The organism is Streptomyces sp. NBC_01351 (genome assembly GCF_036237315.1).
In the GTDB taxonomy this organism is placed as follows: domain Bacteria; phylum Actinomycetota; class Actinomycetes; order Streptomycetales; family Streptomycetaceae; genus Streptomyces.
The window spans coordinates 3,211,281-3,232,029 of record NZ_CP108356.1 but is presented as its reverse complement, the minus strand read 5'-3'; the positions used below and the strand labels follow the sequence as shown (position 1 = coordinate 3,232,029).

20 protein-coding genes are annotated in these 20,749 nt (G+C 71.6%); 11 read left to right on the top strand and 9 right to left on the bottom strand.

Going from position 1 to position 20,749, the window contains the following annotated elements:
* Positions 1 to 236 precede the first annotated feature (236 nt).
* On the bottom strand, positions 237 to 932 hold the full coding sequence (locus OG625_RS14470) for a SigE family RNA polymerase sigma factor (protein ID WP_329380248.1): 696 nt from the start codon (positions 930 to 932) through the stop codon (positions 237 to 239).
* A gap of 208 nt (positions 933 to 1,140) precedes the next feature.
* On the opposite strand from OG625_RS14470, the gene afsQ1 reads away from it, so the two are divergent.
* The 4 genes from afsQ1 (at position 1,141) to OG625_RS14450 (ending at position 4,776) form a co-directional block, all read left to right on the top strand.
* Positions 1,141 to 1,818: a two-component system response regulator AfsQ1 gene (gene afsQ1 / locus OG625_RS14465; RefSeq protein ID WP_063754818.1), complete on the top strand. Its 678-nt coding sequence runs from the start codon at positions 1,141 to 1,143 to the stop codon at positions 1,816 to 1,818.
* Positions 1,815 to 3,302 (top strand): HAMP domain-containing sensor histidine kinase, encoded by a 1,488-nt coding sequence (locus tag OG625_RS14460; protein WP_329380245.1) that lies wholly within the window; start codon positions 1,815 to 1,817, stop codon positions 3,300 to 3,302. Before afsQ1 ends, OG625_RS14460 begins: the two co-directional genes overlap by 4 nt.
* Positions 3,295 to 3,942: a hypothetical protein gene (locus OG625_RS14455; RefSeq protein WP_329380242.1), complete on the top strand. Its 648-nt coding sequence runs from the start codon at positions 3,295 to 3,297 to the stop codon at positions 3,940 to 3,942. The genes OG625_RS14460 and OG625_RS14455 overlap by 8 nt, the downstream gene beginning before the upstream one ends.
* Positions 3,943 to 4,578: 636 nt before the next feature.
* Positions 4,579 to 4,776, top strand: a complete 198-nt coding sequence (locus OG625_RS14450) for a hypothetical protein (RefSeq protein ID WP_329380239.1) — start codon at positions 4,579 to 4,581, stop codon at positions 4,774 to 4,776.
* A gap of 781 nt (positions 4,777 to 5,557) precedes the next feature.
* On the opposite strand, the gene OG625_RS14445 is transcribed toward OG625_RS14450, so the two are convergent.
* From OG625_RS14445 to OG625_RS14435, 3 genes are all read right to left on the bottom strand, one after another.
* Complete coding sequence (locus OG625_RS14445; protein ID WP_329380236.1) at positions 5,558 to 7,210, bottom strand: phospho-sugar mutase; 1,653 nt, start codon at positions 7,208 to 7,210, stop codon at positions 5,558 to 5,560.
* Positions 7,211 to 7,246: 36 nt separating this feature from the next.
* Complete coding sequence (locus tag OG625_RS14440) at positions 7,247 to 8,053, bottom strand: purine-nucleoside phosphorylase (protein WP_329380233.1); 807 nt, start codon at positions 8,051 to 8,053, stop codon at positions 7,247 to 7,249.
* A gap of 144 nt (positions 8,054 to 8,197) precedes the next feature.
* Positions 8,198 to 8,635, bottom strand: a complete 438-nt coding sequence (locus tag OG625_RS14435; RefSeq protein ID WP_329380231.1) for a gamma-glutamylcyclotransferase — start codon at positions 8,633 to 8,635, stop codon at positions 8,198 to 8,200.
* Positions 8,636 to 8,808: 173 nt separating this feature from the next.
* Between OG625_RS14435 and OG625_RS14430 the strand changes: the two genes are divergently transcribed.
* From OG625_RS14430 to OG625_RS14420, 3 genes are all read left to right on the top strand, one after another.
* A complete protein-coding gene (locus OG625_RS14430; RefSeq protein ID WP_329380228.1) occupies positions 8,809 to 10,248 on the top strand; it encodes an NAD(P)H-quinone dehydrogenase in 1,440 nt (479 codons plus the stop codon).
* Positions 10,249 to 10,424: 176 nt separating this feature from the next.
* Positions 10,425 to 11,381 (top strand): DeoR/GlpR family DNA-binding transcription regulator, encoded by a 957-nt coding sequence (locus tag OG625_RS14425; RefSeq protein ID WP_329380225.1) that lies wholly within the window; start codon positions 10,425 to 10,427, stop codon positions 11,379 to 11,381.
* A 185-nt stretch (positions 11,382 to 11,566) separates the two neighbouring features.
* Positions 11,567 to 11,974, top strand: coding sequence for a hypothetical protein (locus OG625_RS14420; RefSeq protein ID WP_329380222.1), 408 nt, complete (start codon positions 11,567 to 11,569; stop codon positions 11,972 to 11,974).
* An 88-nt stretch (positions 11,975 to 12,062) separates the two neighbouring features.
* On the opposite strand, the gene OG625_RS14415 is transcribed toward OG625_RS14420, so the two are convergent.
* A complete protein-coding gene (locus tag OG625_RS14415) occupies positions 12,063 to 13,823 on the bottom strand; it encodes an acetyl/propionyl/methylcrotonyl-CoA carboxylase subunit alpha (RefSeq protein ID WP_329380219.1) in 1,761 nt (586 codons plus the stop codon).
* A gap of 375 nt (positions 13,824 to 14,198) precedes the next feature.
* Here OG625_RS14415 and OG625_RS14410 point away from each other — a divergent pair, with 375 nt between their 5' ends.
* Positions 14,199 to 14,678 (top strand): hypothetical protein, encoded by a 480-nt coding sequence (locus OG625_RS14410; protein ID WP_329380217.1) that lies wholly within the window; start codon positions 14,199 to 14,201, stop codon positions 14,676 to 14,678.
* Here OG625_RS14410 and OG625_RS14405 read toward each other — a convergent pair.
* The 4 genes from OG625_RS14405 to OG625_RS14390 all read right to left on the bottom strand — a co-directional run bounded on the left by OG625_RS14405 (position 14,659) and on the right by OG625_RS14390 (position 17,441).
* A complete protein-coding gene (locus OG625_RS14405) occupies positions 14,659 to 15,279 on the bottom strand; it encodes a Maf family protein (RefSeq protein WP_329380214.1) in 621 nt (206 codons plus the stop codon). The genes OG625_RS14410 and OG625_RS14405 overlap by 20 nt on opposite strands.
* An 81-nt stretch (positions 15,280 to 15,360) precedes the next feature.
* Complete coding sequence (mmpB, locus tag OG625_RS14400) at positions 15,361 to 15,495, bottom strand: morphogenic membrane protein MmpB (RefSeq protein ID WP_329380212.1); 135 nt, start codon at positions 15,493 to 15,495, stop codon at positions 15,361 to 15,363.
* A 122-nt stretch (positions 15,496 to 15,617) separates the two neighbouring features.
* Positions 15,618 to 15,824 carry an acyl-CoA carboxylase epsilon subunit gene (locus OG625_RS14395; RefSeq protein WP_329380210.1) on the bottom strand — a complete coding sequence of 69 codons (207 nt, stop codon included), beginning with the start codon at positions 15,822 to 15,824 and terminating at the stop codon, positions 15,618 to 15,620.
* Between the two features lie 21 nt (positions 15,825 to 15,845).
* Positions 15,846 to 17,441 carry an acyl-CoA carboxylase subunit beta gene (locus tag OG625_RS14390; RefSeq protein ID WP_329380208.1) on the bottom strand — a complete coding sequence of 532 codons (1,596 nt, stop codon included), beginning with the start codon at positions 17,439 to 17,441 and terminating at the stop codon, positions 15,846 to 15,848.
* Between the two features lie 131 nt (positions 17,442 to 17,572).
* On the opposite strand from OG625_RS14390, the gene OG625_RS14385 reads away from it, so the two are divergent.
* From OG625_RS14385 to OG625_RS14375, 3 genes are all read left to right on the top strand, one after another.
* Positions 17,573 to 18,439 (top strand): biotin--[acetyl-CoA-carboxylase] ligase, encoded by an 867-nt coding sequence (locus OG625_RS14385; protein ID WP_329380205.1) that lies wholly within the window; start codon positions 17,573 to 17,575, stop codon positions 18,437 to 18,439.
* A 194-nt stretch (positions 18,440 to 18,633) separates the two neighbouring features.
* Complete coding sequence (locus OG625_RS14380; protein WP_329380202.1) at positions 18,634 to 19,788, top strand: adenylate/guanylate cyclase domain-containing protein; 1,155 nt, start codon at positions 18,634 to 18,636, stop codon at positions 19,786 to 19,788.
* 122 nt (positions 19,789 to 19,910) lie between these two features.
* Complete coding sequence (locus OG625_RS14375) at positions 19,911 to 20,711, top strand: enoyl-CoA hydratase/isomerase family protein (protein ID WP_329380199.1); 801 nt, start codon at positions 19,911 to 19,913, stop codon at positions 20,709 to 20,711.
* Positions 20,712 to 20,749 lie beyond the last annotated feature (38 nt).

Sequence of the window (20,749 nt, the reverse complement as noted above, 5' to 3'; positions counted from 1 at the left end):
AGTTCTCCGAGACTTCCGAAGAACGGGTGCCCCCGCCGGGCGGGAACCGGACAGGCCGCCGGGGGAGTCCCCCGTACGGCTCGAGACAATGACCGTGACGGCCCAGCCCACAGACGACGGCCCGCGCACACATGAAAGCGCGGGATCAGTCGGACCCCCGGCCGACCGATCCCGCGCTTTCCCCCCATGGCCACCGTCCCACCCCCGCAGGACGGCCCCCCGGCCGTTGGTCTTGGTCAGGCGACGAGCTCCTCGAAGGACTCCGCCTCGTCGGCGCCGAAGCTCAGCGCCTCGTCCTCGCGCAGGCGCCGCAGCGAGCGCCAGATGCTGGACTTCACCGTGCCGACGCTGATCCCGAGGATCTCCGCGATCTCCGGGTCCGTGCGGCCCTCGTAGTAGCGCAGCACCAGCATCGTGCGCTGCGGCTCCGGGATCCGGGCCAGCGCCTGCCACAGCACCGCACGCAGTTCCGTACCGCGCATCGCGTCCGTGTCGGAGGCCGTCTCCGGCAGCTCCTCCGTCGGGTACTCGTTCAGCTTCCGCCGACGCCACGCGCTGATGTGCAGGTTCGTCATGGTCCGCCGCAGGTAACCGCCGACGGCCGCCTTGTCGCTGATCCGGTCCCAGGCGCGGTACGTGGAGAACAGCGCGCTCTGCAGCAGGTCCTCGGCCTCGTGGCGGTCGCCGGTGAGGTGGAAGGCCGTCGCGTACAGGGCGGCCCGCCGCTCCTGGACGTACGCCGTGAACTCGGCCTCGGACTCCGAGGACGGGGTGCGCTGTGCGGGAACCGCCTGGTACTTCTGAGCGTCAATGGCTACGACGTGCGCCGGCCGGGGACGGGTGGCCGTCACCGTACGGACACCCACCCGGCGGTTCACATCGTGCAGCCGCGTGACAACCGCGCTGGTGGTGGTGCTGTGCAGCGTGTTCATCTCGCGCCCCCCGTCGTGGAGTGTCTGCTTCGGTCCGTTGTGCGTTGGTAGAAGACTGCCCCGCCGACTTAACCGGGGTGTCCGTCGACTGTCACAGCCCTGTCACAGCGGCCTCCGGGCGGCCTGTCGGCGAGGCCCGGGGGGTCTTCGTGAGATCGCGTTCTCCCGACGGTCGAACTCCCGACGGCCGATGGGACAGAATGAGCCCGTGCCTTTCCTGTTGCTGATCGAGGACGACGACGCCATCCGCACGGCCCTCGAACTCTCCCTGTCTCGCCAGGGCCACCGTGTGGCCACCGCGGCGACGGGCGAGGACGGCCTGAAACTGCTGCGCGAGCAGCGGCCGGATCTGATCGTGCTGGACGTCATGCTGCCCGGGATCGACGGCTTCGAGGTGTGCCGGCGGATCCGGCGCACCGACCAGCTGCCGATCATCCTGCTCACCGCGCGCAGCGACGACATCGACGTGGTCGTCGGGCTGGAGTCCGGAGCCGACGACTACGTCGTCAAGCCCGTCCAGGGCCGGGTCCTCGACGCCCGCATCCGGGCCGTGCTGCGCCGCGGCGAGCGCGAGTCCAGCGACTCGGCGAGCTTCGGCTCCCTCGTCATCGACCGCGCCGCCATGACGGTGACGAAGAACGGCGAGGACCTCCAGCTCACCCCGACCGAACTGCGGCTGCTCCTGGAACTGAGCCGGCGGCCCGGCCAGGCACTGTCGCGCCAGCAGCTGCTCCGCCTCGTCTGGGAGCACGACTACCTCGGCGACTCGCGGCTCGTCGACGCCTGCGTGCAGCGGCTGCGCGCCAAGGTCGAGGACGTGCCGTCCTCGCCCACCCTGATCCGTACCGTCCGGGGCGTCGGCTACCGCCTGGACTCCCCGCAGTGATCCGCGCGCTGCTCGCGGGCCGGCGCTGGACCAGCCTGCGGCTGCGGCTCCTCATCGTCTTCGCGCTGGTCGCGCTGACGGCCGCGGTCTCCGCCTCCGGGATCGCGTACTGGCTCAACCGCGAGGCGGTCCTCACCCGCACCCAGGACGCCGCCCTCGGCGACTTCCGGCAGGAGATGCAGAACCGTGCCGCCGCACTGCCCGCCGACCCCACGGCGGACGAACTGCAGCGCACCGCGGAGCTGATGGCCGGCAGCAGCCCCGGCTACAGCGTGCTCCTGGTGCACGAGACCAAGGACGGGCGCGAGGTGATCGGCACGGCCGGCCCCGACGCCTTCGGACTGGCCGACGTACCGAAGTCGCTCCAGCACGCGGTGAACGACCGTCAGAAGACCACCGCCGCGAACGACTCCGAGTACCACATGTACTGGCAGCGCACGAAGCCGCAGGGCAACCCGTACCTGGTCGGCGGGACGCGCATCGTGGGCGGCGGGCCGACCGGCTACATGTACAAGTCGCTCGCCCAGGAGCGGGACGACCTCAACGCGCTCGCCTGGTCCCTGACGATCGCGACCGGCCTCGCCCTGCTCGGCTCGGCGCTGCTCGCACAGGCCGCGGCCCGTACCGTGCTCAAGCCCGTACAGCGGCTCGGCGACGCGGCGCGGCGGCTCGGCGAGGGCGAGCTGGACCACCGGCTCGACGTACGGGGCACGGACGAACTCGCCGACCTCTCCCGCACCTTCAACAAGACGGCCGAGGCGCTGGAGAAGAAGGTCGCCGACATGAGCGCGCGGGAGGAGTCGAGCCGGCGCTTCGTCGCGGACATGTCCCACGAACTGCGCACGCCGCTGACCGCGTTGACGGCGGTGGCCGAGGTGCTGGAGGAAGAGGTCGAGACCCTCGATCCGATGATCGCGCCGGCGGTGGCGCTGGTCGTCAGCGAGACGCGCCGCCTCAACGACCTGGTGGAGAACCTGATGGAGGTCACCCGCTTCGACGCGGGAACGGCGAAGCTGGTGCTGGACGACGTCAACGTCGCCGACCAGGTCACGGCCTGCATCGACGCACGGGCCTGGCTCGACGCGGTCGACCTCGACGCCGAACGCGACATCGTGGCGCGGCTCGACCCGCGCCGCCTCGACGTGATCCTCGCCAACCTGATCGGCAACGCGCTCAAGCACGGCGGCTCGCCGGTGCGGGTGTCGATGTCCGTGGAGGGGGAGTGGCTGGTGATCGCGGTCCAGGACAACGGTCCGGGCATCCCGGAGGACGTCCTGCCGCACGTCTTCGACCGCTTCTACAAGGCGAGCGCGTCCCGGCCGAAGTCGGACGGCAGCGGGCTCGGCCTGTCCATCGCCATGGAGAACGCGCACATTCACGGCGGCGACATCACCGCCGCCAACGGGGCCGGGGGCGGGGCGCTGTTCACGCTGCGACTTCCCGTGGACGTGGGGAAGGTGCTCTCGGGTGAGCAGGATGCGTAGGTCTCTCCGGGCTCTGCCGGTGGCCGTCACGGCGCTGCTCCTCGCCGCAGCCACGACGGGGTGCGGGATCCGGGCGACGACCGTGCCGGTGGACGTCGGCGCGGCCCCGTCGCGGGTCTCGTGCGACACGCCGGCGCAGCAGAGCGCGCAGGGCGGGGTACAGGGCTTCCGGGCCACGGTGGAACTGGTCTGCGGATCGCAGCTGGTCGGCGTGGAACGGGTGGTCCCGGTGCCGGAGAAGCGGGGGGCCCTGAAGGACCCCGTGGCCCTCGTCGCGCAGGCGCTGCTGGAGGCGATGGCGAAGCCGCCGTCCGCGCAGGAACGGGACGCCGGCTTCACGACCGGGGTCCCGGCGGAACTGACGGCCACCCCGCCGAGGCCGGGGGACCCGGCGGGCACGGTACGGCTGAGCCGCAAGCCGGAGGACCTGCCGCCGGTGGCGCTGTCCCAGCTGGTGTGCACGTTCGCGGGCCACGAGGAGATCTCGGCGGGGCCGGGGCCGGTGACGCTGGGTGGGCCGGACGCGGATCCGCCGCGGGCGTGGGAGTGCACGGAGGCGGTCCGCTCCCGCCCGGAGTCGGTCCCGACCCTGGGCGAACTCGTCCGCCCGACCGCCACGCCGGGGGCTACGCCGCGCTGATGGGGGGCGGGGTGTACGTGGCTTGTGGCGCGGGCCCGCTATCTCCCCCTCGACCCCCGGGCGCGGTCGGCGGCTGCCCACCCGCCCCCGGGCGCGGGCCCGCCGGTACGCCGTCCCACGGCGCGGCGCGCGCCTGAACCCGTCGGGCGCACCGGGGCAGGGGGCTACACAGGGGAGGACGGGAACAGCCGGCCGGACCGGGAAACCGGACCTCGGCCAGGCGGAATCAGAGAAGGGTTGGGGATTTCCCGTCAGTCTCATCGTCCTTCCGTGTCGTGACGGCCTGTCAAGGGCGCTCCTTCGTCGCGTCGCTTCGCGATTTCGCTGCGCTCAACCCTTGACAGACCGTCCCGCCACGGAAAAACGAAGACTGCCGGGAAACCCCCAAAAGAACGGGCCGGGGGACAAAGGAAAGGGGCGGGGCGGTCAGGAAGGTCCGACCCCGCTTCGGTAGGAGGCGCGCCCGAGCCCGGGCCCTCCCGGGCCTCCATCGGGACTGGTCAGGCGGCCAGCCATCGCCGAACAGCGACCACAAGCCCATCGGGGGGGCAGTAGGCGCCTCAAATCGCTACGCGCTTCTCAATGACGGCGTCTGCGACGGTCTGTGGCTGGTCATAAGCCGCCACGGATCGCTACGTGCTCCTCGACGACGGCGACTGGCGGCCGTCTGGGGCTGATGAGGGGCGAAAAAGGCTGACGGGAGGCCTGGAGGGGCCGTTCGTCGGCCCAGCCGAGCTGGATTCACGTCAGGACGAAGACGTCACCACAAACCCACGCGCAAAACATGTCAATTGGGGCAAATGGATGGCTGTTTTCGTCGGGTCCTTCGCCTGACCGCAGCACAGCTCGATATGACCGTCATTTGGGGTCGTTCCCGCCCCGGACGGCGGTCAGACGCCGTCATCGAGAAGCGCGTAGCGATCTGACGCGTCTATGACCAGCCCAAGACTGCTGCAGTCGCTGTCGTGGAGGAGCGCGTAGCGATTGGTGGCGCCTGTCGGGGGCTGGGGTGCTTGTGGTCGCTGTTTGGCGATGGCTGGCCGTCTGCCCGGTTCGGTGAGCGGCCTGGTAGGGCCCGGGCTCGCGCCCGCCCCCTACCGGAGCAGGGTCGGACGTCCCTGACTGCCCCGCCCTTTTCCTTTCTCCTCCCGGCCCGTTCTTTTGGGGGTTTCCCGGCAGTCTTCGTTTTTCCGGGGCGGGGCGGTCTGTCAAGGGTGGCCGAAGGCCATCGCGAAGCGACGCGACGACGAAGGAGGAGCGCCCTTGACAGGCCGTCACGACGCGGAAGGACGATGAGACTGACGGGAAACCCCCAAGCCTTCTCTGATTCCGGTCAGTGCAGGTCCCGCCAACCCCCGACCCCGCCGACAGGACAGTCCGCCCTCGCCCCCACCGCCGCGAGCGGCGCCCGCAGGGGGAGGAGTTCCGCCCCCGCGTGAACCCGTCCCCCGGGCCCGCACCCGGGGGCGGGTGGGCAGCCGCCGACCGCGCCCGGGGGTCGAGGGGGAGATGGCGGGCCCGCGCCCCAAGCCCCGTACCGCACCCCCCCCATACGCCAACGGCCCCCCGAGCCATGGGCTCAGGGGGCCGAGGGGCCGTGCATACGGGGGCCGCGTCAGATGCCGGCGGCTGCGGCCAGGTCCTTTTTGATGGCGTCCAGGATCTCCTGGCCCCGCGCGCGGGACGAGGCGAGGTCGGAGGCCTCGGGGACCGGGACCACCACCTCCAGGTAGCACTTCAGCTTCGGCTCCGTGCCCGACGGGCGGACGATCACCCGGGCCTTGTAGTCGCCGTCGAGGTAGTAGCGCAGGCCGTCCGTCGGCGGGAGCGCGGCCGAGCCGACCGCGAGGTCCTCCGCCGAGACCACCCGCAGCCCCGCCAGGGACGTCGGCGGCTCCGCGCGCAGCGCCGCCATCGCCGAGGCGATGACCGACAGGTCCGAGACGCGGACCGACAGCTGGTCCGTGGCGTGCAGCCCGTGGGCCATCGCCAGGTCGTCCAGCAGGTCGGTCAGGGTGCGGCCCTGCTCCTTGAGCTCCGAGGCGAGTTCGGCGACCAGCAGCGCGGCGGTGATGCCGTCCTTGTCCCGGACGCCGTCGGGGTCCACGCAGTAGCCGAGCGCCTCCTCGTACCCGTAGCGCAGGCCCTCCACGCGGGAGATCCACTTGAAGCCCGTGAGGGTCTCCTCGTACGGCAGGCCCGCCGCCTCCGCGATCCGGCCGAGCAGGCTGGACGAGACGATGGACTCCGCGAACGTGCCCTGCGCGCCCTTGTGGACCAGGTGCGCCGCCAGCAGCGCGCCGACCTCGTCGCCGCGCAGCATCCGCCAGCCGCCGTTGTCGGGAACCGCCACCGCGCAGCGGTCCGCGTCCGGGTCGTTGGCGATCACGATGTCCGGGTTCACCTCGGCGGCCTTCGCGAAGGACAGGTCCATCGCGCCCGGCTCCTCCGGGTTGGGGAAGGCGACCGTGGGGAAGGCCGGGTCCGGCTCCGCCTGCTCCGCGACCAGGACCGGCGTCGGGAAGCCGGCCCGGGCGAAGGCCGCCATCACGACCTCCTTGCCGACGCCGTGCATGGCCGTGTAGACGGTCCGCACTCCGCGCGGGGACCCGGGGGTCAGGACGGAGTCCGTGCGGGCCAGGTAGGCCTCCAGGACCTCTTCGTCGAGCTGCAGCCAGCCGTCCTTGGGACGCGGGACCGAGTCGAGCGTGGTGACGCGGGCGATGTGCCCCGCGATCTCCGCGTCCGCCGGGGAGACGATCTGCGAGCCGTCGCCGAGGTAGACCTTGTAGCCGTTGTCCCGGGGCGGGTTGTGGCTCGCGGTCACCTCGACGCCGGCGACGGCGCCCAGGTGCCTTATGGCGTACGCGAGGACGGGCGTCGGCAGCGGTCGGGGCAGGACGGCCGCGCGCAGCCCGGCGCCGGTCATCACGGCCGCCGTGTCGCGCGCGAAGTCCTCGGACTTGTAGCGGGCGTCGTAGCCGACGACGACCAGGCCACCGTCGTGGCCCTGGGCCTTCAGGTAGGCCGCGAGGCCCGCCGCGGCCCGGATGACCACGGAGCGGTTCATCCGCATCGGGCCCGCGCCGATCTCACCGCGCAGTCCGGCCGTGCCGAACTGCAGGGTGCCGGAGAACCGGTCCGCGAGCTCGGTCGTGTCGCCGGCCTCGATGAGCGCGGCGAGCTCGGCCGCCGTCTCCGCGTCGGGGTCCTCCGCCAGCCAGGCCTGGGCCCGGGTGATCAGATCGTCCTGTGCCTGTTCCTGCACTGCTTCCGCCTTACCTCTCGTGGCCTCGTACGTCGATCAGATGCGGGCGAGGACCTGCGTCAGCAGCGTGCCCATGCGGGCGGCCGAGTCGCGGCCCGCCTGGAGGACCTCTTCGTGGTTCAGCGGCTCGCCGGACAGGCCCGCCGCCAGGTTGGTGACCAGGGAGATGCCGAGCACCTCGGCGCCGGCCTCACGGGCGGCGATGGCCTCCAGCACGGTGGACATGCCGACCAGGTCGGCGCCCATGACGCGGATCATGTTGATCTCGGCCGGGGTCTCGTAGTGCGGGCCGGGGAACTGCACGTAGACGCCCTCTTCGAGGGTCTCGTCGATGTCCTTGCACATCGCGCGCAGGCGCGGCGAGTACAGGTCGGTGAGGTCCACGAAGTTCGCGCCGACGATCGGCGAGGTGGCCGTCAGGTTGAGGTGGTCGCTGATCAGGACCGGCTGGCCGGGCTTCATGCCCTCGCGCAGACCGCCACAGCCGTTGGTCAGGACGATCGTCTTGCAGCCGGCCGCGACGGCCGTGCGCACGCCGTGGGCGACGGCGGCGACGCCGCGGCCCTCGTAGTAGTGGGTCCGGCCGAGGAAGAGCAGCGCGCGCTTGTCGCCGATCTTGTACGAGCGGATCTTGCCGCCGTGGCCCTCGACGGCCGGCGGCGGGAAGCCGGGCAGCTCGGTGACGGAGAACTCGGCCTCGGGCGCGCCCAGCGCCTCGGCGGCGGGGGCCCAGCCGGAGCCCATCACGAGGGCGACATCGTGGGATTCGACGCCGGTGAGCTCGCGCAGGCGGGCGGCGGCGGCGTCGGCGGCGGCGAAGGGGTCGGTAACAGATGCGTTCACGCGGATGAGCGTAGCCGCTCCTGGCCTACGCGCGTAGATGGCACAGCTCACGGTGTTCGGATCGTTGCCTTGTCGTTTCCGCCGAATCGTCCCCGGGGCGCCGGGGAACCGTGCGGCGCCGTTGCCGGGGCTTCGCCCCGGACCTCAGCAGGGCCGCTTGCGCAGTTCCATCACGTAGTCGTGCGGGGCACCCGCGGACTCGGCCGCATCGGCGATCTCACCCAAGTAGCGGGCGGAGGGCAGACCGCCCTCGTAGCCGTTGAGGACGTAGCACCAGGCCGCCTCCTCGCCGTCCAGCGTGTGGACGCGGATGCGCATGCGGCGGTAGATGTCGAGGCCCACGCCCTCCCAGCGGTCCAGCGAGTCCTCGTCCAGCGGGGCGATGTCGTACAGGGCGACGAAGACCTGGTGGCGCGGTGCTTCCACGATCGTGGCGAGTGCGCCCTCCCAGCCCATCTGCTCGCCGCCGAAGGTCAGCCGCCAATCGTTGATCCAGCCCGTGCCGCGCAGCGGCGAATGCGGGGCGCGGCGCGTCATCAGCCGCGGGTCGAGGTTGCCGGCGTACGCGGCGTAGAGCGACATGAGTCCGAGGGTACGGGAGGGGCGTCGGTCCACGCGTGCCCGGATGGCGGGACCGGGCGCGAAGCACCTTGATGCGTGCGGGACAATGGGGCACGGAATGCATCCCCCGGGGAGACCCCCCGGAACACCGGCCGGGGCGGCAGCCGGCCGGGTAGACGTGAGGCGGACTTTTCGTGACCCGGATCGTGATCATCGGCGGCGGACCCGGCGGGTATGAGGCAGCCCTTGTGGGGGCCCAGCTCGGCGCGGAGGTGACCGTCGTCGACTGCGACGGTCTGGGCGGCGCTTCGGTACTGACCGACTGCGTGCCCTCCAAGACGCTCATCGCGACTGCCGAGGTCATGACGACCTTCGACTCGTCGTACGAGGAGCTCGGCATCGTCGTCGCGGACGACACCCCGCACATCGAGCAGGCCGCGCGCGTCGTCGGCGTGGACCTCGGCAAGGTGAACCGGCGTGTCAAGCGCCTCGCGCTCGCCCAGTCCCACGACATCACCGCCTCCGTCACCCGGGCCGGCGCCCGCGTGGTCCGCGGCCGCGGCAAGCTCGGCGGCCCGCAGGGCATCGACGGCACGCGGGACGTCATCGTCACCACCGCCGACGGCACCGAGACGATCCTGACCGCCGACGCCGTGCTGATCGCGACCGGCGGGCACCCCCGCGAGATCCCCGACGCGATGCCCGACGGGGAGCGGATCCTGAACTGGACCCAGGTCTACGACCTGGAGGAGCTCCCCGAGGAGCTCATCGTCGTCGGCTCGGGTGTGACCGGCGCCGAGTTCGCCGGCGCGTACCAGGCCCTCGGCTCGCGGGTCACGCTCGTCTCCTCCCGCGACCGCGTGCTGCCGGGCGAGGACCCCGACGCGGCCGCCGTACTGGAGGACGTCTTCCGGCGCCGCGGCATGAACGTCGTCGGGCGCTCGCGCGCCGAATCCGCCAAGCGGGTGGGCGACCGCGTCGAGGTCACGCTCTCCGACGGCCGGGTGCTGACCGGTACGCACTGCCTGATGGCGGTCGGCGCGATCCCGAACACCAAGGACATGAACCTGGAGGAGTCCGGGGTCCGGCTCAAGGACTCCGGGCACATCTGGACCGACAAGGTGTCCCGCACCTCCTCGCCGGGCGTGTACGCGGCCGGAGACGTCACCGGCGTCTTCGCGCTGGCCTCCGTCGCCGCCATGCAGGGGCGCATCGCGATGTACCACTTCCTCGGCGACGCGGTGGCCCCGCTGAACCTCAAGACCGTCTCCTCGAACGTCTTCACCGACCCCGAGATCGCCACCGTCGGCTACACCCAGGCGGACGTGGACGCCGGCAAGATCGACGCCCGCGTGGTGAAGCTCCCGCTGCTGCGCAACCCGCGCGCCAAGATGCAGGGCATCCGGGACGGCTTCGTGAAGATGTTCTGCCGCCCGGGCACCGGCATCGTCGTCGGCGGTGTGGTCGTTTCCCCGCGTGCGAGCGAGCTGATCCACCCGATCTCGATCGCGGTCGACAACAACCTGACGGTCGAGCAGATCGCAAACGCGTTCACCGTGTACCCCTCGCTGTCGGGATCGATCGCGGAGGTGGCCCGCCAGCTGCACACGCGGAAGACGGACGGCGAGGCCTGATCCCCTCCAACCACCGCATACCGCAAGGGGTTTGAGGGCGGGGCGTAGTGATGTGGCCGGACGTTCACCCAAGTCTTGGACCGCGTATACCACTAGTCGCCCCGTCATATGGACAACTTCGGTATTCCGGCGCAAGGAGCTGAAAGTAGACGGTCGTTGGGGTTACTGTCAGTTTCGTGTTCGCTGCAGAACGTCGCCAATTGATCCTCGAAATGGTGCGGGCCAACGGAGCAGTGTCGCTCCGGGAGCTCGCCCGCGTCGTCCAGACCTCCGAAGTGACCGTACGGCGGGACGTGCGGGCACTGGAGGCAGAAGGACTCCTCGACCGCCGGCACGGCGGTGCGGTGCTGCCGGGCGGTTTCACCCGTGAATCCGGCTTCCCGCAAAAGTCCCATCTCGCGACGGCGGAGAAGACCGCCATCGCCGATGTCGCGGCCTCCCTCGTGGAAGAGGGAGAGGCCGTGGTCGTCGGCGCGGGCACCACGACCCAGGAGCTGGCCCGCCGGCTCGCCCGGGTGCCCGGACTGACCGTCGTCACCAACTCGCTGCTGGTCGCCCAGGCGTTGGCCCATGCCAACCGGGTGGAGGTCGTCATGACCGGCGGCACCCTGCGCGGCTCCAACTACGCCCTCGTGGGCAGCGGCGCCGAACAGTCCCTCCAGGGGCTCCGCGTCTCCCGCGCCTTCCTCTCGGGCAGCGGCCTGACCGCCGAGCGCGGCTTGTCGACGTCCAACATGCTCAGCGCGAGCGTGGACCGGGCCCTCGTCCAGGCCGCGGCCGAGGTCGTCGTCCTCGCGGACCACACGAAGCTCGGCACGGACACCATGTTCCAGACCGTGCCGACCGATGTGATGACCCGCCTGGTGACGGACGAGCCACCGCCGCACGACGACCGGGCCGCCACGGAGTTGCAGGCGCTGGCCGACCAGGGCGTGCAGATCACCGTGGCCGGTGGCGGCGTGGCCTCCGGGGGTGCCGGCGACGGCATGCCGGGGCGCCGGCCGCGCCGGGAGTCCCCGCTGCCGGTGCAGAGGCGCGGCGGGCCGTCCGCGCAGCTGCGCAGCGCGCCTGCGGCGCTGCTGGAGCAGCAGGCGGGCGAGCGGGCGCGGGTCGCGGACATGCGGCGCCGTTAGCGCGTGCGGGCGGGCTGCTGGGGGCTCTGCCCCCGGACGCCCGCGCCTCGGACGCCGGCGGGGCCGGAGCGCGGCCCCGGCGGATATTGCCGCCCGTCGTGGGCCTTCGGGTGGGTAGGGTCGGCCTTCGATGCGGCCGGGGAGGATCCGGACGCCGACCGCCGGAGCAGTGAGGTACGTCCAGGGTGAGCGACAAGGAGACGTACTACCTGTTCGCCGGGGCGGGCCCTGCCGGGGACGCGGGGGCGGAACCGTTCTGGGAGACCGATGTCGAGGGGTTGTGGCTCCGCCTCACGGCAGATCTGACGGCGCTCTACGGCGAGCCCCATGAGGTGACCCGGAGCTCCTTCCAGCTCTACAGCCACTTCCGGTCGGAAGGCGAGTTCTTCGCCCAGCTCATCGTGGACTGGTCGACGAGCGATTGGCCCCGCACCATGGTTCCGGCATCCATTCGGATCGCTCACGCGGAGGACACGGCGGCGTTCTCGCACGCCCTGTACGACCGTCTCGACCGGCTGGGCTACTGCCTGGCGCTCGAAGAGAACGACACCGCGTACATCCGGTGCAACTTCACCAGCCCCTCGGAGTTCTAGCCGTTCTGGCCCGGTACCGAAGACGAAGACGGCCCGTGCACCCCTTCCGGGGCGTACGGGCCGTCTTCGTGTCTCGGCTGTCGCGGGATCAGTCCTTGATCTCGCAGATGGTGGCGCCGGAGGTGAGGGAGGCGCCGACTTCGGCGGTGAGGCCGACGATGGTGCCGGAGCGGTGTGCGTTGAGCGGCTGTTCCATCTTCATGGCTTCGAGGACGACGATGAGCTCGCCTTCCTCGACGCGCTGGCCTTCCTCGACCGCGACCTTGACGATCGTGCCCTGCATCGGGGACGCGAGGGTGTCGCCGGAGGCGGCCGGACCGGACTTCTTGGCCGCGCGGCGCTTGGGCTTCGCGCCGCCTGCGGCGGCGGTGCGGGCCAGGGTCATGCCGAGGGACGAGGGGAGGGAGACCTCCAGGCGCTTGCCGCCGACCTCGACGACCACCGTCTCGCGGCCCGGCTCGTCCTCGATGTCGTCCACGGCCGGGGCCACGAACGCGGGGATTTCGTTGACGAACTCGGTCTCGATCCACCGGGTGTGGACCGTGAAGGGGCCCTCGGCGGGTGCGAACGCGGGGTCGGTGACGACGGCGCGGTGGAAGGGGATGGCGGTGGCCATGCCTTCGATCTCGAACTCGGCGAGGGCGCGGGCGGCGCGCTGGAGGGCCTGTTCGCGGGTGGCGCCGGTGATGATCAGCTTCGCGAGGAGGGAGTCCCAGGCGGGGCCGATGACGGAGCCGGTCTCGACGCCCGCGTCGAGGCGGACGCCGGGGCCGGAGGGGCCGTTGAACTTGGTGACGGTGCCGGGGGCGGGCAGGAAGCCGCGGCCGGGGTCTTCGCCGTTGATGCGGAACTCGATGGAGTGGCCGCGCAGGACGGGGTCGCCGTAGCCGAGTTCCTCGCCGTCGGCGATGCGGAACATTTCGCGGACCAGGTCGATGCCGGCGACTTCTTCGGTGACCGGGTGTTCGACCTGGAGGCGGGTGTTGACCTCGAGGAAGGAGATGAGGCCGTCGGCGGAGACGAGGAACTCGACGGTGCCGGCGCCGACGTAGCCGGCTTCCTTCAGGATGGCCTTGGACGCGGCGTACAGCTCGGCGTTCTGGGCCTCGCTCAGGTACGGGGCGGGGGCCTCTTCGACCAGCTTCTGGTGGCGGCGCTGCAGCGAGCAGTCACGCGTGGAGACGACGACCACGTTGCCGTGGGAGTCGGCCAGGCACTGGGTTTCGACGTGGCGGGGCTTGTCGAGGTACTGCTCGACGAAGCATTCGCCGCGGCCGAAGGCTGCGACGGCCTCGCGGACGGCGGAGTCGTAGAGCTCGGGTACTTCTTCGAGGGTGCGGGCGACCTTGAGGCCGCGGCCGCCGCCGCCGAAGGCCGCCTTGATGGCGATGGGCAGGCCGTGTTCCTTGGCGAACGTGACGACCTCGTCGGCCCCGGAGACGGGGTCGGGGGTGCCGGCGACCAGGGGTGCGCCGGCGCGCAGCGCGATGTGGCGGGCGGCGACCTTGTCGCCGAGGTCGCGGATGGCCTGTGGGGGCGGGCCGATCCAGGTCAGGCCGGCGTCGATGACGGCCTGGGCGAATTCGGCGTTCTCCGACAGGAATCCGTATCCGGGGTGGATGGCGTCCGCACCGGAGTCGGCGGCGGCCTGGAGGACCTTGGAGATGTCCAGGTAGCTCGCGGCCGGGGTGTCACCGCCCAATGCGAACGCTTCGTCGGCCGCGCGGACGTGCAGAGCGTCCCGGTCCGGATCGGCGTAGACGGCTACGCTCGCGATCCCGGCGTCCCGGCAGGCCCGAGCAACGCGGACAGCGATTTCGCCACGGTTGGCGATGAGCACCTTGCGCACGATGGCTCCCTCCTTGAAACAAGCTGAGTTTAGGGACAGCCCACACGGCCTTTCGACCCTTCCCCAGTGGTGAGCTTGCCCACACAGAGTGTGAGGCGAGGCCCGTTCTCCTGGGGAACCCTTATGGCGCCCCAGGTCAGGGGGATCCCCGACTGCACAGTAACCCCGTCATGTAGCCAAGGTCTCTGTCATGCCGGTCAGCCGCCCCGGGTGATTCTTTGTCGAGTCCCTACGAACGGCCCACGTTTTCTTTGCTTGATCGCCGCGACGGGGCCCTCGCGTAACGAAGCGGCCCGAACCCCTTGTCCGCACGTTTACCCGTTAGTAGCCTCCAGGCGTCGAACAGGCTTGTGACGCGTGGAGGGTGGGGACGTCGTGCTGCGCAGACTCGTGGCCGGACTGGCCGCGATCGTACTGGTCGCGGAAGCGGCGGTGCTCGTGCTCGTCCACATCGTGTTGGGCAAGACCACCGCAAACCAGGCGATGTCCATCGCGGGCAGCGATCCGGATGTCATGTCCAAGGCAACCTATGCGCTGGGCGCGGGCATGGGCGCCTTCCTCCTGGCGTGCGCCGTGATCACCGCCGTCGCCGCGATCCGCGACCGGGCCCCCGGCCGCTTCGCCCGCTTCGTGCTCGTCAGCGCCGCCGTCACGCACGGAGTGCTTGGCGTCCTCACCGTCGTCCTGGTCGGCTGGGCCGCCTTCGCGACGATGATGCTGATCCTGTGCCTGCTGGTGCTGACCCTGACCCTCTACGAGGACGGGCGGCGACCGGAGCCCGAGGTCGAGGACGCGAAGCCGGGCGAGCCCGGGCCGCACGGGGAACTCGGAGGGCTCAGGCCCACAAGTCCGTGATGGACACGTCCAGTTCGCCCAGCAGCGAGCGCAGCATCGGCATCGACAGCCCGATCACGTTGCCGTGGTCCCCGTCGATCCCCTCGATGAACGGCGCCGACAGCCCGTCCAGGGTGAACGCCCCCGCCACGTGCAGCGGCTCGCCGCTCGCCACGTACGCCGCGACCTCCGCGTCCGTCGGCTCGCCGAAGTGGACCGTCGTGGAAGCCGTCGCCGAGACCTGACGGCCGCTCGCCGTGTCGATCACGCAGTGCCCGGTGCGCAGTACGCCGGACCGCCCGCGCATCGACTTCCAGCGGGCGGTGGCCTCGTCGGCGTCCGCCGGCTTGCCCAGCGCCTCGCCGTCCAGCTCCAGCACCGAGTCGCAGCCGATCACCAGCGCGCCCGCGGCCTCGTCCAGGCCCGCCACGACCGCCGCCTTCGCCTCGGCCAGCGCGAGCGCCAGCGCGGCGGGCTCGTCGTGGTTCAGGGTGTCCTCGTCGAAGCCGCTGACGATCACGTGCGGGGCGAGCCCCGCCTGCCGCAGCAGGTTCAGCCGGGCGGGGGAGGCGGAGGCGAGCACGAGCTTGCGCGGGGAAGGCGTCGTCGTCATGCCCGCCATCGTAGGCGGCCCGGCGAGGGCCCCGGCAACGGCCTGGGAGACCCCCAGGAGGCCCGCCGGGGAGCCCTCGGGCGAAGCCGCCTAGAAGGGCCCCACGCCCAGCAGGTAGACCGCCACCAGCATGGCGAGGACGAGCACCACGGTCAGCCGCCGGACCATCGCCTGCGCGTCGCGCATGTCCTTGGGCGGCTCGTTCTTAGGGTCGGACCAGAGCATGCACCGATCCTGTCCCGGAGACGGCTGTGGCGCCTGAGTACTCGTACTCAGGCGCCACCGTCCGTTCGCACCACGTTCGGCGACGGGCCGGACGGGTGGAGGGGTTGGCCGGGATGACCGGGTTAACCGGGCCAGTACGTACGGCCCCACGCGCGCGGCCCCGGCCGCGGCACGCGGCGGCGAGCCACCCGGGCCGGCCGCGACCACTCGTCCGGCTCGCGCGGCGCGCCCGACGGCGCCGAAGCCAGCGCCGCCGCGCGCGCTTGGACCACCGCCAGTGCGGCGGCCAGCTCCTCGGGGGTCGGGTTCCCCTTGACGACCTTGATCATCACTGGATGTGCCTCCCGGTCCTAGAGGGGGATGTTTCCGTGCTTCTTGGGCGGCAGCGACTCCCGCTTGGTGCGCAGCTGCCGCAGTCCCTTCACCACGTGCGCCCGGGTCTCGGACGGCATGGTCACCGCGTCGACGTAACCGCGCTCGGCCGCCGTGTACGGGTTCAGCAGCGTGTCCTCGTACTCGGCGATCAGCCGCGCCCGGGTCGCGTCCGCGTCGCCGTTGGCCTCCGCCTCGGCGATGTCGCGCCGGTGCAGGATGTTCACCGCGCCCTGCGCGCCCATGACGGCGATCTGCGCGGTCGGCCAGGCCAGGTTGAGGTCCGCACCGAGGTGCTTCGAGCCCATGACGTCGTAGGCGCCGCCGAAGGCCTTGCGGGTGATGACGGTGATCAGGGGGACGGTGGCCTCGGCGTAGGCGTAGATCAGCTTCGCGCCGCGCCGGATGATTCCGTTGTACTCCTGGTCCGTGCCCGGGAGGAAGCCCGGTACGTCGACGAACGTCAGCACCGGGATGTTGAAGGCGTCGCAGGTCCGCACGAAGCGCGCGGCCTTCTCGGAGGCGTTGATGTCCAGGCATCCGGCGAACTGCATCGGCTGGTTGGCGACGATACCCACCGGGTGGCCCTCGACCCGGCCGAAGCCGGTGAGGATGTTCGGCGCGAAGAGCGACTGGGTCTCCAGGAACTCCGCGTCGTCCAGCACGTGCTCGATAACAGTGTGCATGTCGTACGGCTGGTTCGCACTGTCGGGGATCAGCACGTCGAGCTCGCGGTCGAGGTCCGCGACCTCGGTGTCCGCCTCCTCGGGGAAGGCGGGCGGCTCGGAGAGGTTGTTCGACGGCAGGTACGCGAGGAGGGACTTCACGTACTCGACGGCGTCCTTCTCGTCGCCCGCCATGTGGTGGGCGACGCCGGACGTGCTGTTGTGGGTGCGGGCCCCGCCGAGCTCCTCGAAGCCGACGTCCTCGCCGGTGACCGTCTTGATGACGTCCGGACCGGTGATGAACATGTGCGAGGTCTGGTCGACCATGACCGTGAAGTCGGTGATGGCGGGGGAGTACACGGCGCCGCCGGCGCAGGGCCCGACGACCAGGCTGATCTGCGGGATCACGCCGGAGGCGTGCACGTTGCGGCGGAAGATCTCGCCGTACATGCCGAGCGCGCTGACGCCCTCCTGGATGCGGGCGCCGCCGGAGTCGTTGATGCCGACGAGCGGGCAGCCGGTCTTCAGGGCGAAGTCCATGACCTTCATGATCTTCTGCCCGTAGACCTCGCCGAGGGCCCCGCCGAAGACGGTGAAGTCTTGCGAGAACACGGCCACCGGGCGGCCGTCGACCGTGCCGTAGCCGGTGACGACGCCGTCGCCGTAGGGCCGGGTCTTCTCCAGCCCGAAGTTGGTGGAGCGGTGCCGGGCGAGCTCGTCCAGCTCGACGAAGGATCCCTCGTCCAGCAGCAGGGCCACCCGCTCACGAGCCGTCAGCTTGCCCTTGGCGTGCTGCTTTTCCACGGCACGGGCGGAACCGGCGTGGGTGGCTTCGTCGATGCGGCGCTGCAGATCCGCGATCTTGCCCGCGGTGGTGTGCATGTCGATCGGCTCTGACGGTTGTGACATCGGGGTCGCGGCTCCCTGCGTGGTGTCAACTGCCTGGTCAAGTTATTGACTACTGCTGGCTACTGGTGCGTAGCGTATCGGCGGGCATGGCGCTCGGCAGTGCGGCGTTTGACACACCTAATGTGGCTTGCATGACGCCATCAGATGCCTCAGCAGGTGCTTCCGCCGGTCGTTGGTCGAACCTTGACCGGCCGCCCCTGAACGCCGCGGCCCTCCAGCGCGCCGTGGTCACCGAGAGTGGACTGTGGACCTCCCTGGAGGTCGTCGCCGCCACCGGGTCCACCAATGCCGATCTCGCCGCGCGCGCCGCGAAGCTGCCCGAGGGGGCCGTGCTCGTCGCCGAGGAGCAGACCGCGGGGCGGGGGCGGCTGGATCGGAGCTGGGTCGCGCCGGCCCGGTCGGGGCTGTTCTTCTCCGTGCTGCTCAAGCCGGGCGACGCCGTGCCGCAGGAGCGGTGGGGGTGGCTGACCCTGCTCGCCGGGGTGGCCACCGCGACCGGGCTGTCCCGGGCGGCGGGCGTGGAGGCCGTCCTCAAGTGGCCCAACGACCTCCTCGTCAGCGTGGACGGGGAGGAGCGCAAGACCGCCGGGATCCTCGCCGAGCGGGTCGCCGACGGGGTCGTCGTCGGGATCGGGCTCAACGTGACCCTGACGGAGGACGAGCTGCCGGTGCCCGAAGCCGGCTCGCTGGCGCTGGCCAAGGCGACCGTCACCGACCGGGAGCCGCTGCTGAAGGCCGTACTGCGCTCCCTGGAGCAGTGGTACGGGAACTGGCGCGCGGCCGGCGGCGACCCCGCGGCCAGCGGGCTCCAGGAGACCTACGCGGCGGGCTGCGCGACCCTCGGCCGGCACGTCCGCGCGGAGCTCCCGGGCGGCCGCACCCTCACCGGAACGGCCGAAGCGGTGGACGCGGAGGGACGCCTGGTCATCCGTACCGCCGAGGACCGGCACGAGGCCGTCGGCGCGGGTGACGTGGTCCACCTGCGGTCCGTGCACTGACTGCACTGACCTCGGGGTTCTTCCGGATCGGGCCCGTCCCGCGCCCCGCGCGCGGGCGGGGCCGAATTCCGCGGGGAGCGGGGAGTGAGCTACGGCACACCTGCCGTATGGTTTAGGCGATCCCGGTACTCGTGGTGACCGGTGACCAACCGGTTCGGCAGGGCAGTGCGCACGGAATGGACAGGAGGCGGCCCTTGACCGTCGACGACTCTAAGTCCAGCGCGCCCGCCTCCGGGCCGACGGGCCCCGGCACCCCGATCGGGCGGGACCAGCACACCCCGCACCACGAGGTCGACCACACGGTCCAGCCGACGGCGGATCCGCTCGCCATCCGGCTGGAGCAGCTGATCCTCGGTGCCGAGCGCCGGTACACGCCCTTCCAGGCGGCCCGCAGCGCCGGCGTCTCGATGGAGCTGGCCTCCCGTTTCTGGCGGGCCATGGGCTTCGCCGACATCGGCCAGGCCAAGGCGCTGACGGAGGCGGACGTACTGGCGCTGCGCCGGCTCGCCGGTCTGGTGGAGGCCGGGCTGCTGAGCGAGCCGATGGCGGTGCAGGTGGCGCGGTCCACCGGGCAGACCACCGCCCGGCTGGCCGAGTGGCAGATCGACTCGTTCCTGGAGGGGCTGACGGAGCCGCCGGAGCCGGGGATGACCCGTACGGAGGTCACGTACCCGCTGGTCGAGCTGTTGCTGCCGGAGCTGGAGGAGTTCCTCGTCTACGTGTGGCGCCGCCAGCTGGCGGCGGCCACCGGGCGGGTGGTGCAGGTGGCGGACGACGAGGAGATGGTCGACCGGCGCCTCGCGGTGGGCTTCGCCGACCTGGTGGGCTTCACCCGCCTCACGCGGCGGCTGGAGGAGGAGGAGCTCGGCGAGCTGGTCGAGTCCTTCGAGACGACCTCGGCGGACCTGGTGGCCGCGCACGGCGGCCGGCTGATCAAGACGCTCGGCGACGAGGTCCTGTACTGCGCCGACGACGCGGCGACGGCGGCGGAGATCGCGCTGCGGCTGATCGAGACGATGGAGATCGATCCCCAGATGCCGGAGCTGCGGGTCGGGATCGCCTTCGGGACGGTGACCACCCGGATGGGCGACGTCTTCGGGACCACGGTGAACCTGGCGAGCCGGCTGACCTCGATAGCGCCGAAGGACGCGGTGCTGGTCGACGGGGCGATGGCCGAGGAGCTCGGCCGGACGGGCGCGGCGCCGGTGTCGGAGAAGGAGGCCGAGGCCGAGGAGGGCGGCGGCGCCTACCGCTTCGCGCTCCAGCCGATGTGGCAGCGCCCGGTGCGCGGCCTGGGCGTCGTGGAGCCCTGGTCGCTGACCCGCAGGAAGCCCAAGAACCCCGCCTGACCTGCCCCTGGGCCCGTAGGGCGTGCCCTTCGGATCAGGCCGGGCCCGGGAACCTTGACCCGTGGGCCGTCTCCCGCATTAGAGTGCGCCGATAACGCTCGTTAACCGGGAGGGTCGCAGGCATGTCTGAGCAGCGCTTCGGAGAGTTCGTCGCGGTACGTCGGGAAGGCGACGGGCACGTCGCGGAGCTGGCGATGGACCGCCCCAAGGCGATGAACGCGGTGTCGACGGAAATGGCCCGGTCCATCGGCGCGGCCTGCGCGGCGCTCGCGGCGGACCCGTCCGTGCGGGTCGTGGTGCTCACCTCCACCGCCGAGCGGGCGTTCTGCGTGGGCGCGGACCTCAAGGAGCGCAACTCGCTCTCGGACGCCGAGCTGGTGCGGCAGCGGCCGACCACGCGGGGCGCGTACGGGGGCGTGCTGGAGCTGCCGATGCCGACGATCGCGGCCGTGCACGGCTTCGCGCTGGGCGGCGGCTTCGAGCTGGCCCTGGCCTGCGATGTGATCGTCGCCGACGGGACGGCCGTGGTGGGCCTGCCCGAGGTGTCGGTGGGTGTGATCCCGGGCGGTGGCGGTACGCAGCTGCTGCCGCGCCGGGTGGGTGCGGCGCGGGCGGCCGAGCTGATCTTCACCGCGCGCCGGGTGGAGGCGGCGGAGGCGCTGTCCCTGGGCTTGGTGGACTCGGTGGTCGCGGCCGGGCAGGACACGGCCGAGGCGCTCGCCCTGGCCGCGCGGATGGCGGCGAACTCCCCGGTGGGGCTGCGGGCGGCCAAGCGGGCGCTGCGGCTGGGGCACGGGATGGACCTGGCGGCCGGCCTGGAGATCGAGGACGCGGCCTGGCGGACGGTGGCCTTCTCGGGCGACCGGGCGGAGGGCGTGGCGGCGTTCAATGAGAAGCGCAAGCCGAACTGGCCCGGTGAGTGACCGGCATCCCGCGGCGCGCTCACCGTTTGTGATCTTCC

Bases quoted from the DNA above. Each gene is read 5' to 3' on its own strand.
- OG625_RS14470 (WP_329380248.1), bottom strand. From the start codon at position 932: ATGAACACGCTGCACAGCACCACCACCAGCGCGGTTGTCACGCGGCTG.
- OG625_RS14455 (WP_329380242.1), top strand. From the start codon at position 3,295: ATGCGTAGGTCTCTCCGGGCTCTGCCGGTGGCCGTCACGGCGCTGCTC.
- OG625_RS14435 (WP_329380231.1), bottom strand. From the start codon at position 8,635: ATGTCGCTCTACGCCGCGTACGCCGGCAACCTCGACCCGCGGCTGATG.
- OG625_RS14405 (WP_329380214.1), bottom strand. From the start codon at position 15,279: ATGGCGGGCATGACGACGACGCCTTCCCCGCGCAAGCTCGTGCTCGCC.
- mmpB (WP_329380212.1), bottom strand. From the start codon at position 15,495: ATGCTCTGGTCCGACCCTAAGAACGAGCCGCCCAAGGACATGCGCGAC.
- OG625_RS14395 (WP_329380210.1), bottom strand. From the start codon at position 15,824: ATGATCAAGGTCGTCAAGGGGAACCCGACCCCCGAGGAGCTGGCCGCC.
- OG625_RS14390 (WP_329380208.1), bottom strand. From the start codon at position 17,441: ATGTCACAACCGTCAGAGCCGATCGACATGCACACCACCGCGGGCAAG.
- OG625_RS14385 (WP_329380205.1), top strand. From the start codon at position 17,573: ATGACGCCATCAGATGCCTCAGCAGGTGCTTCCGCCGGTCGTTGGTCG.
- OG625_RS14375 (WP_329380199.1), top strand. From the start codon at position 19,911: ATGTCTGAGCAGCGCTTCGGAGAGTTCGTCGCGGTACGTCGGGAAGGC.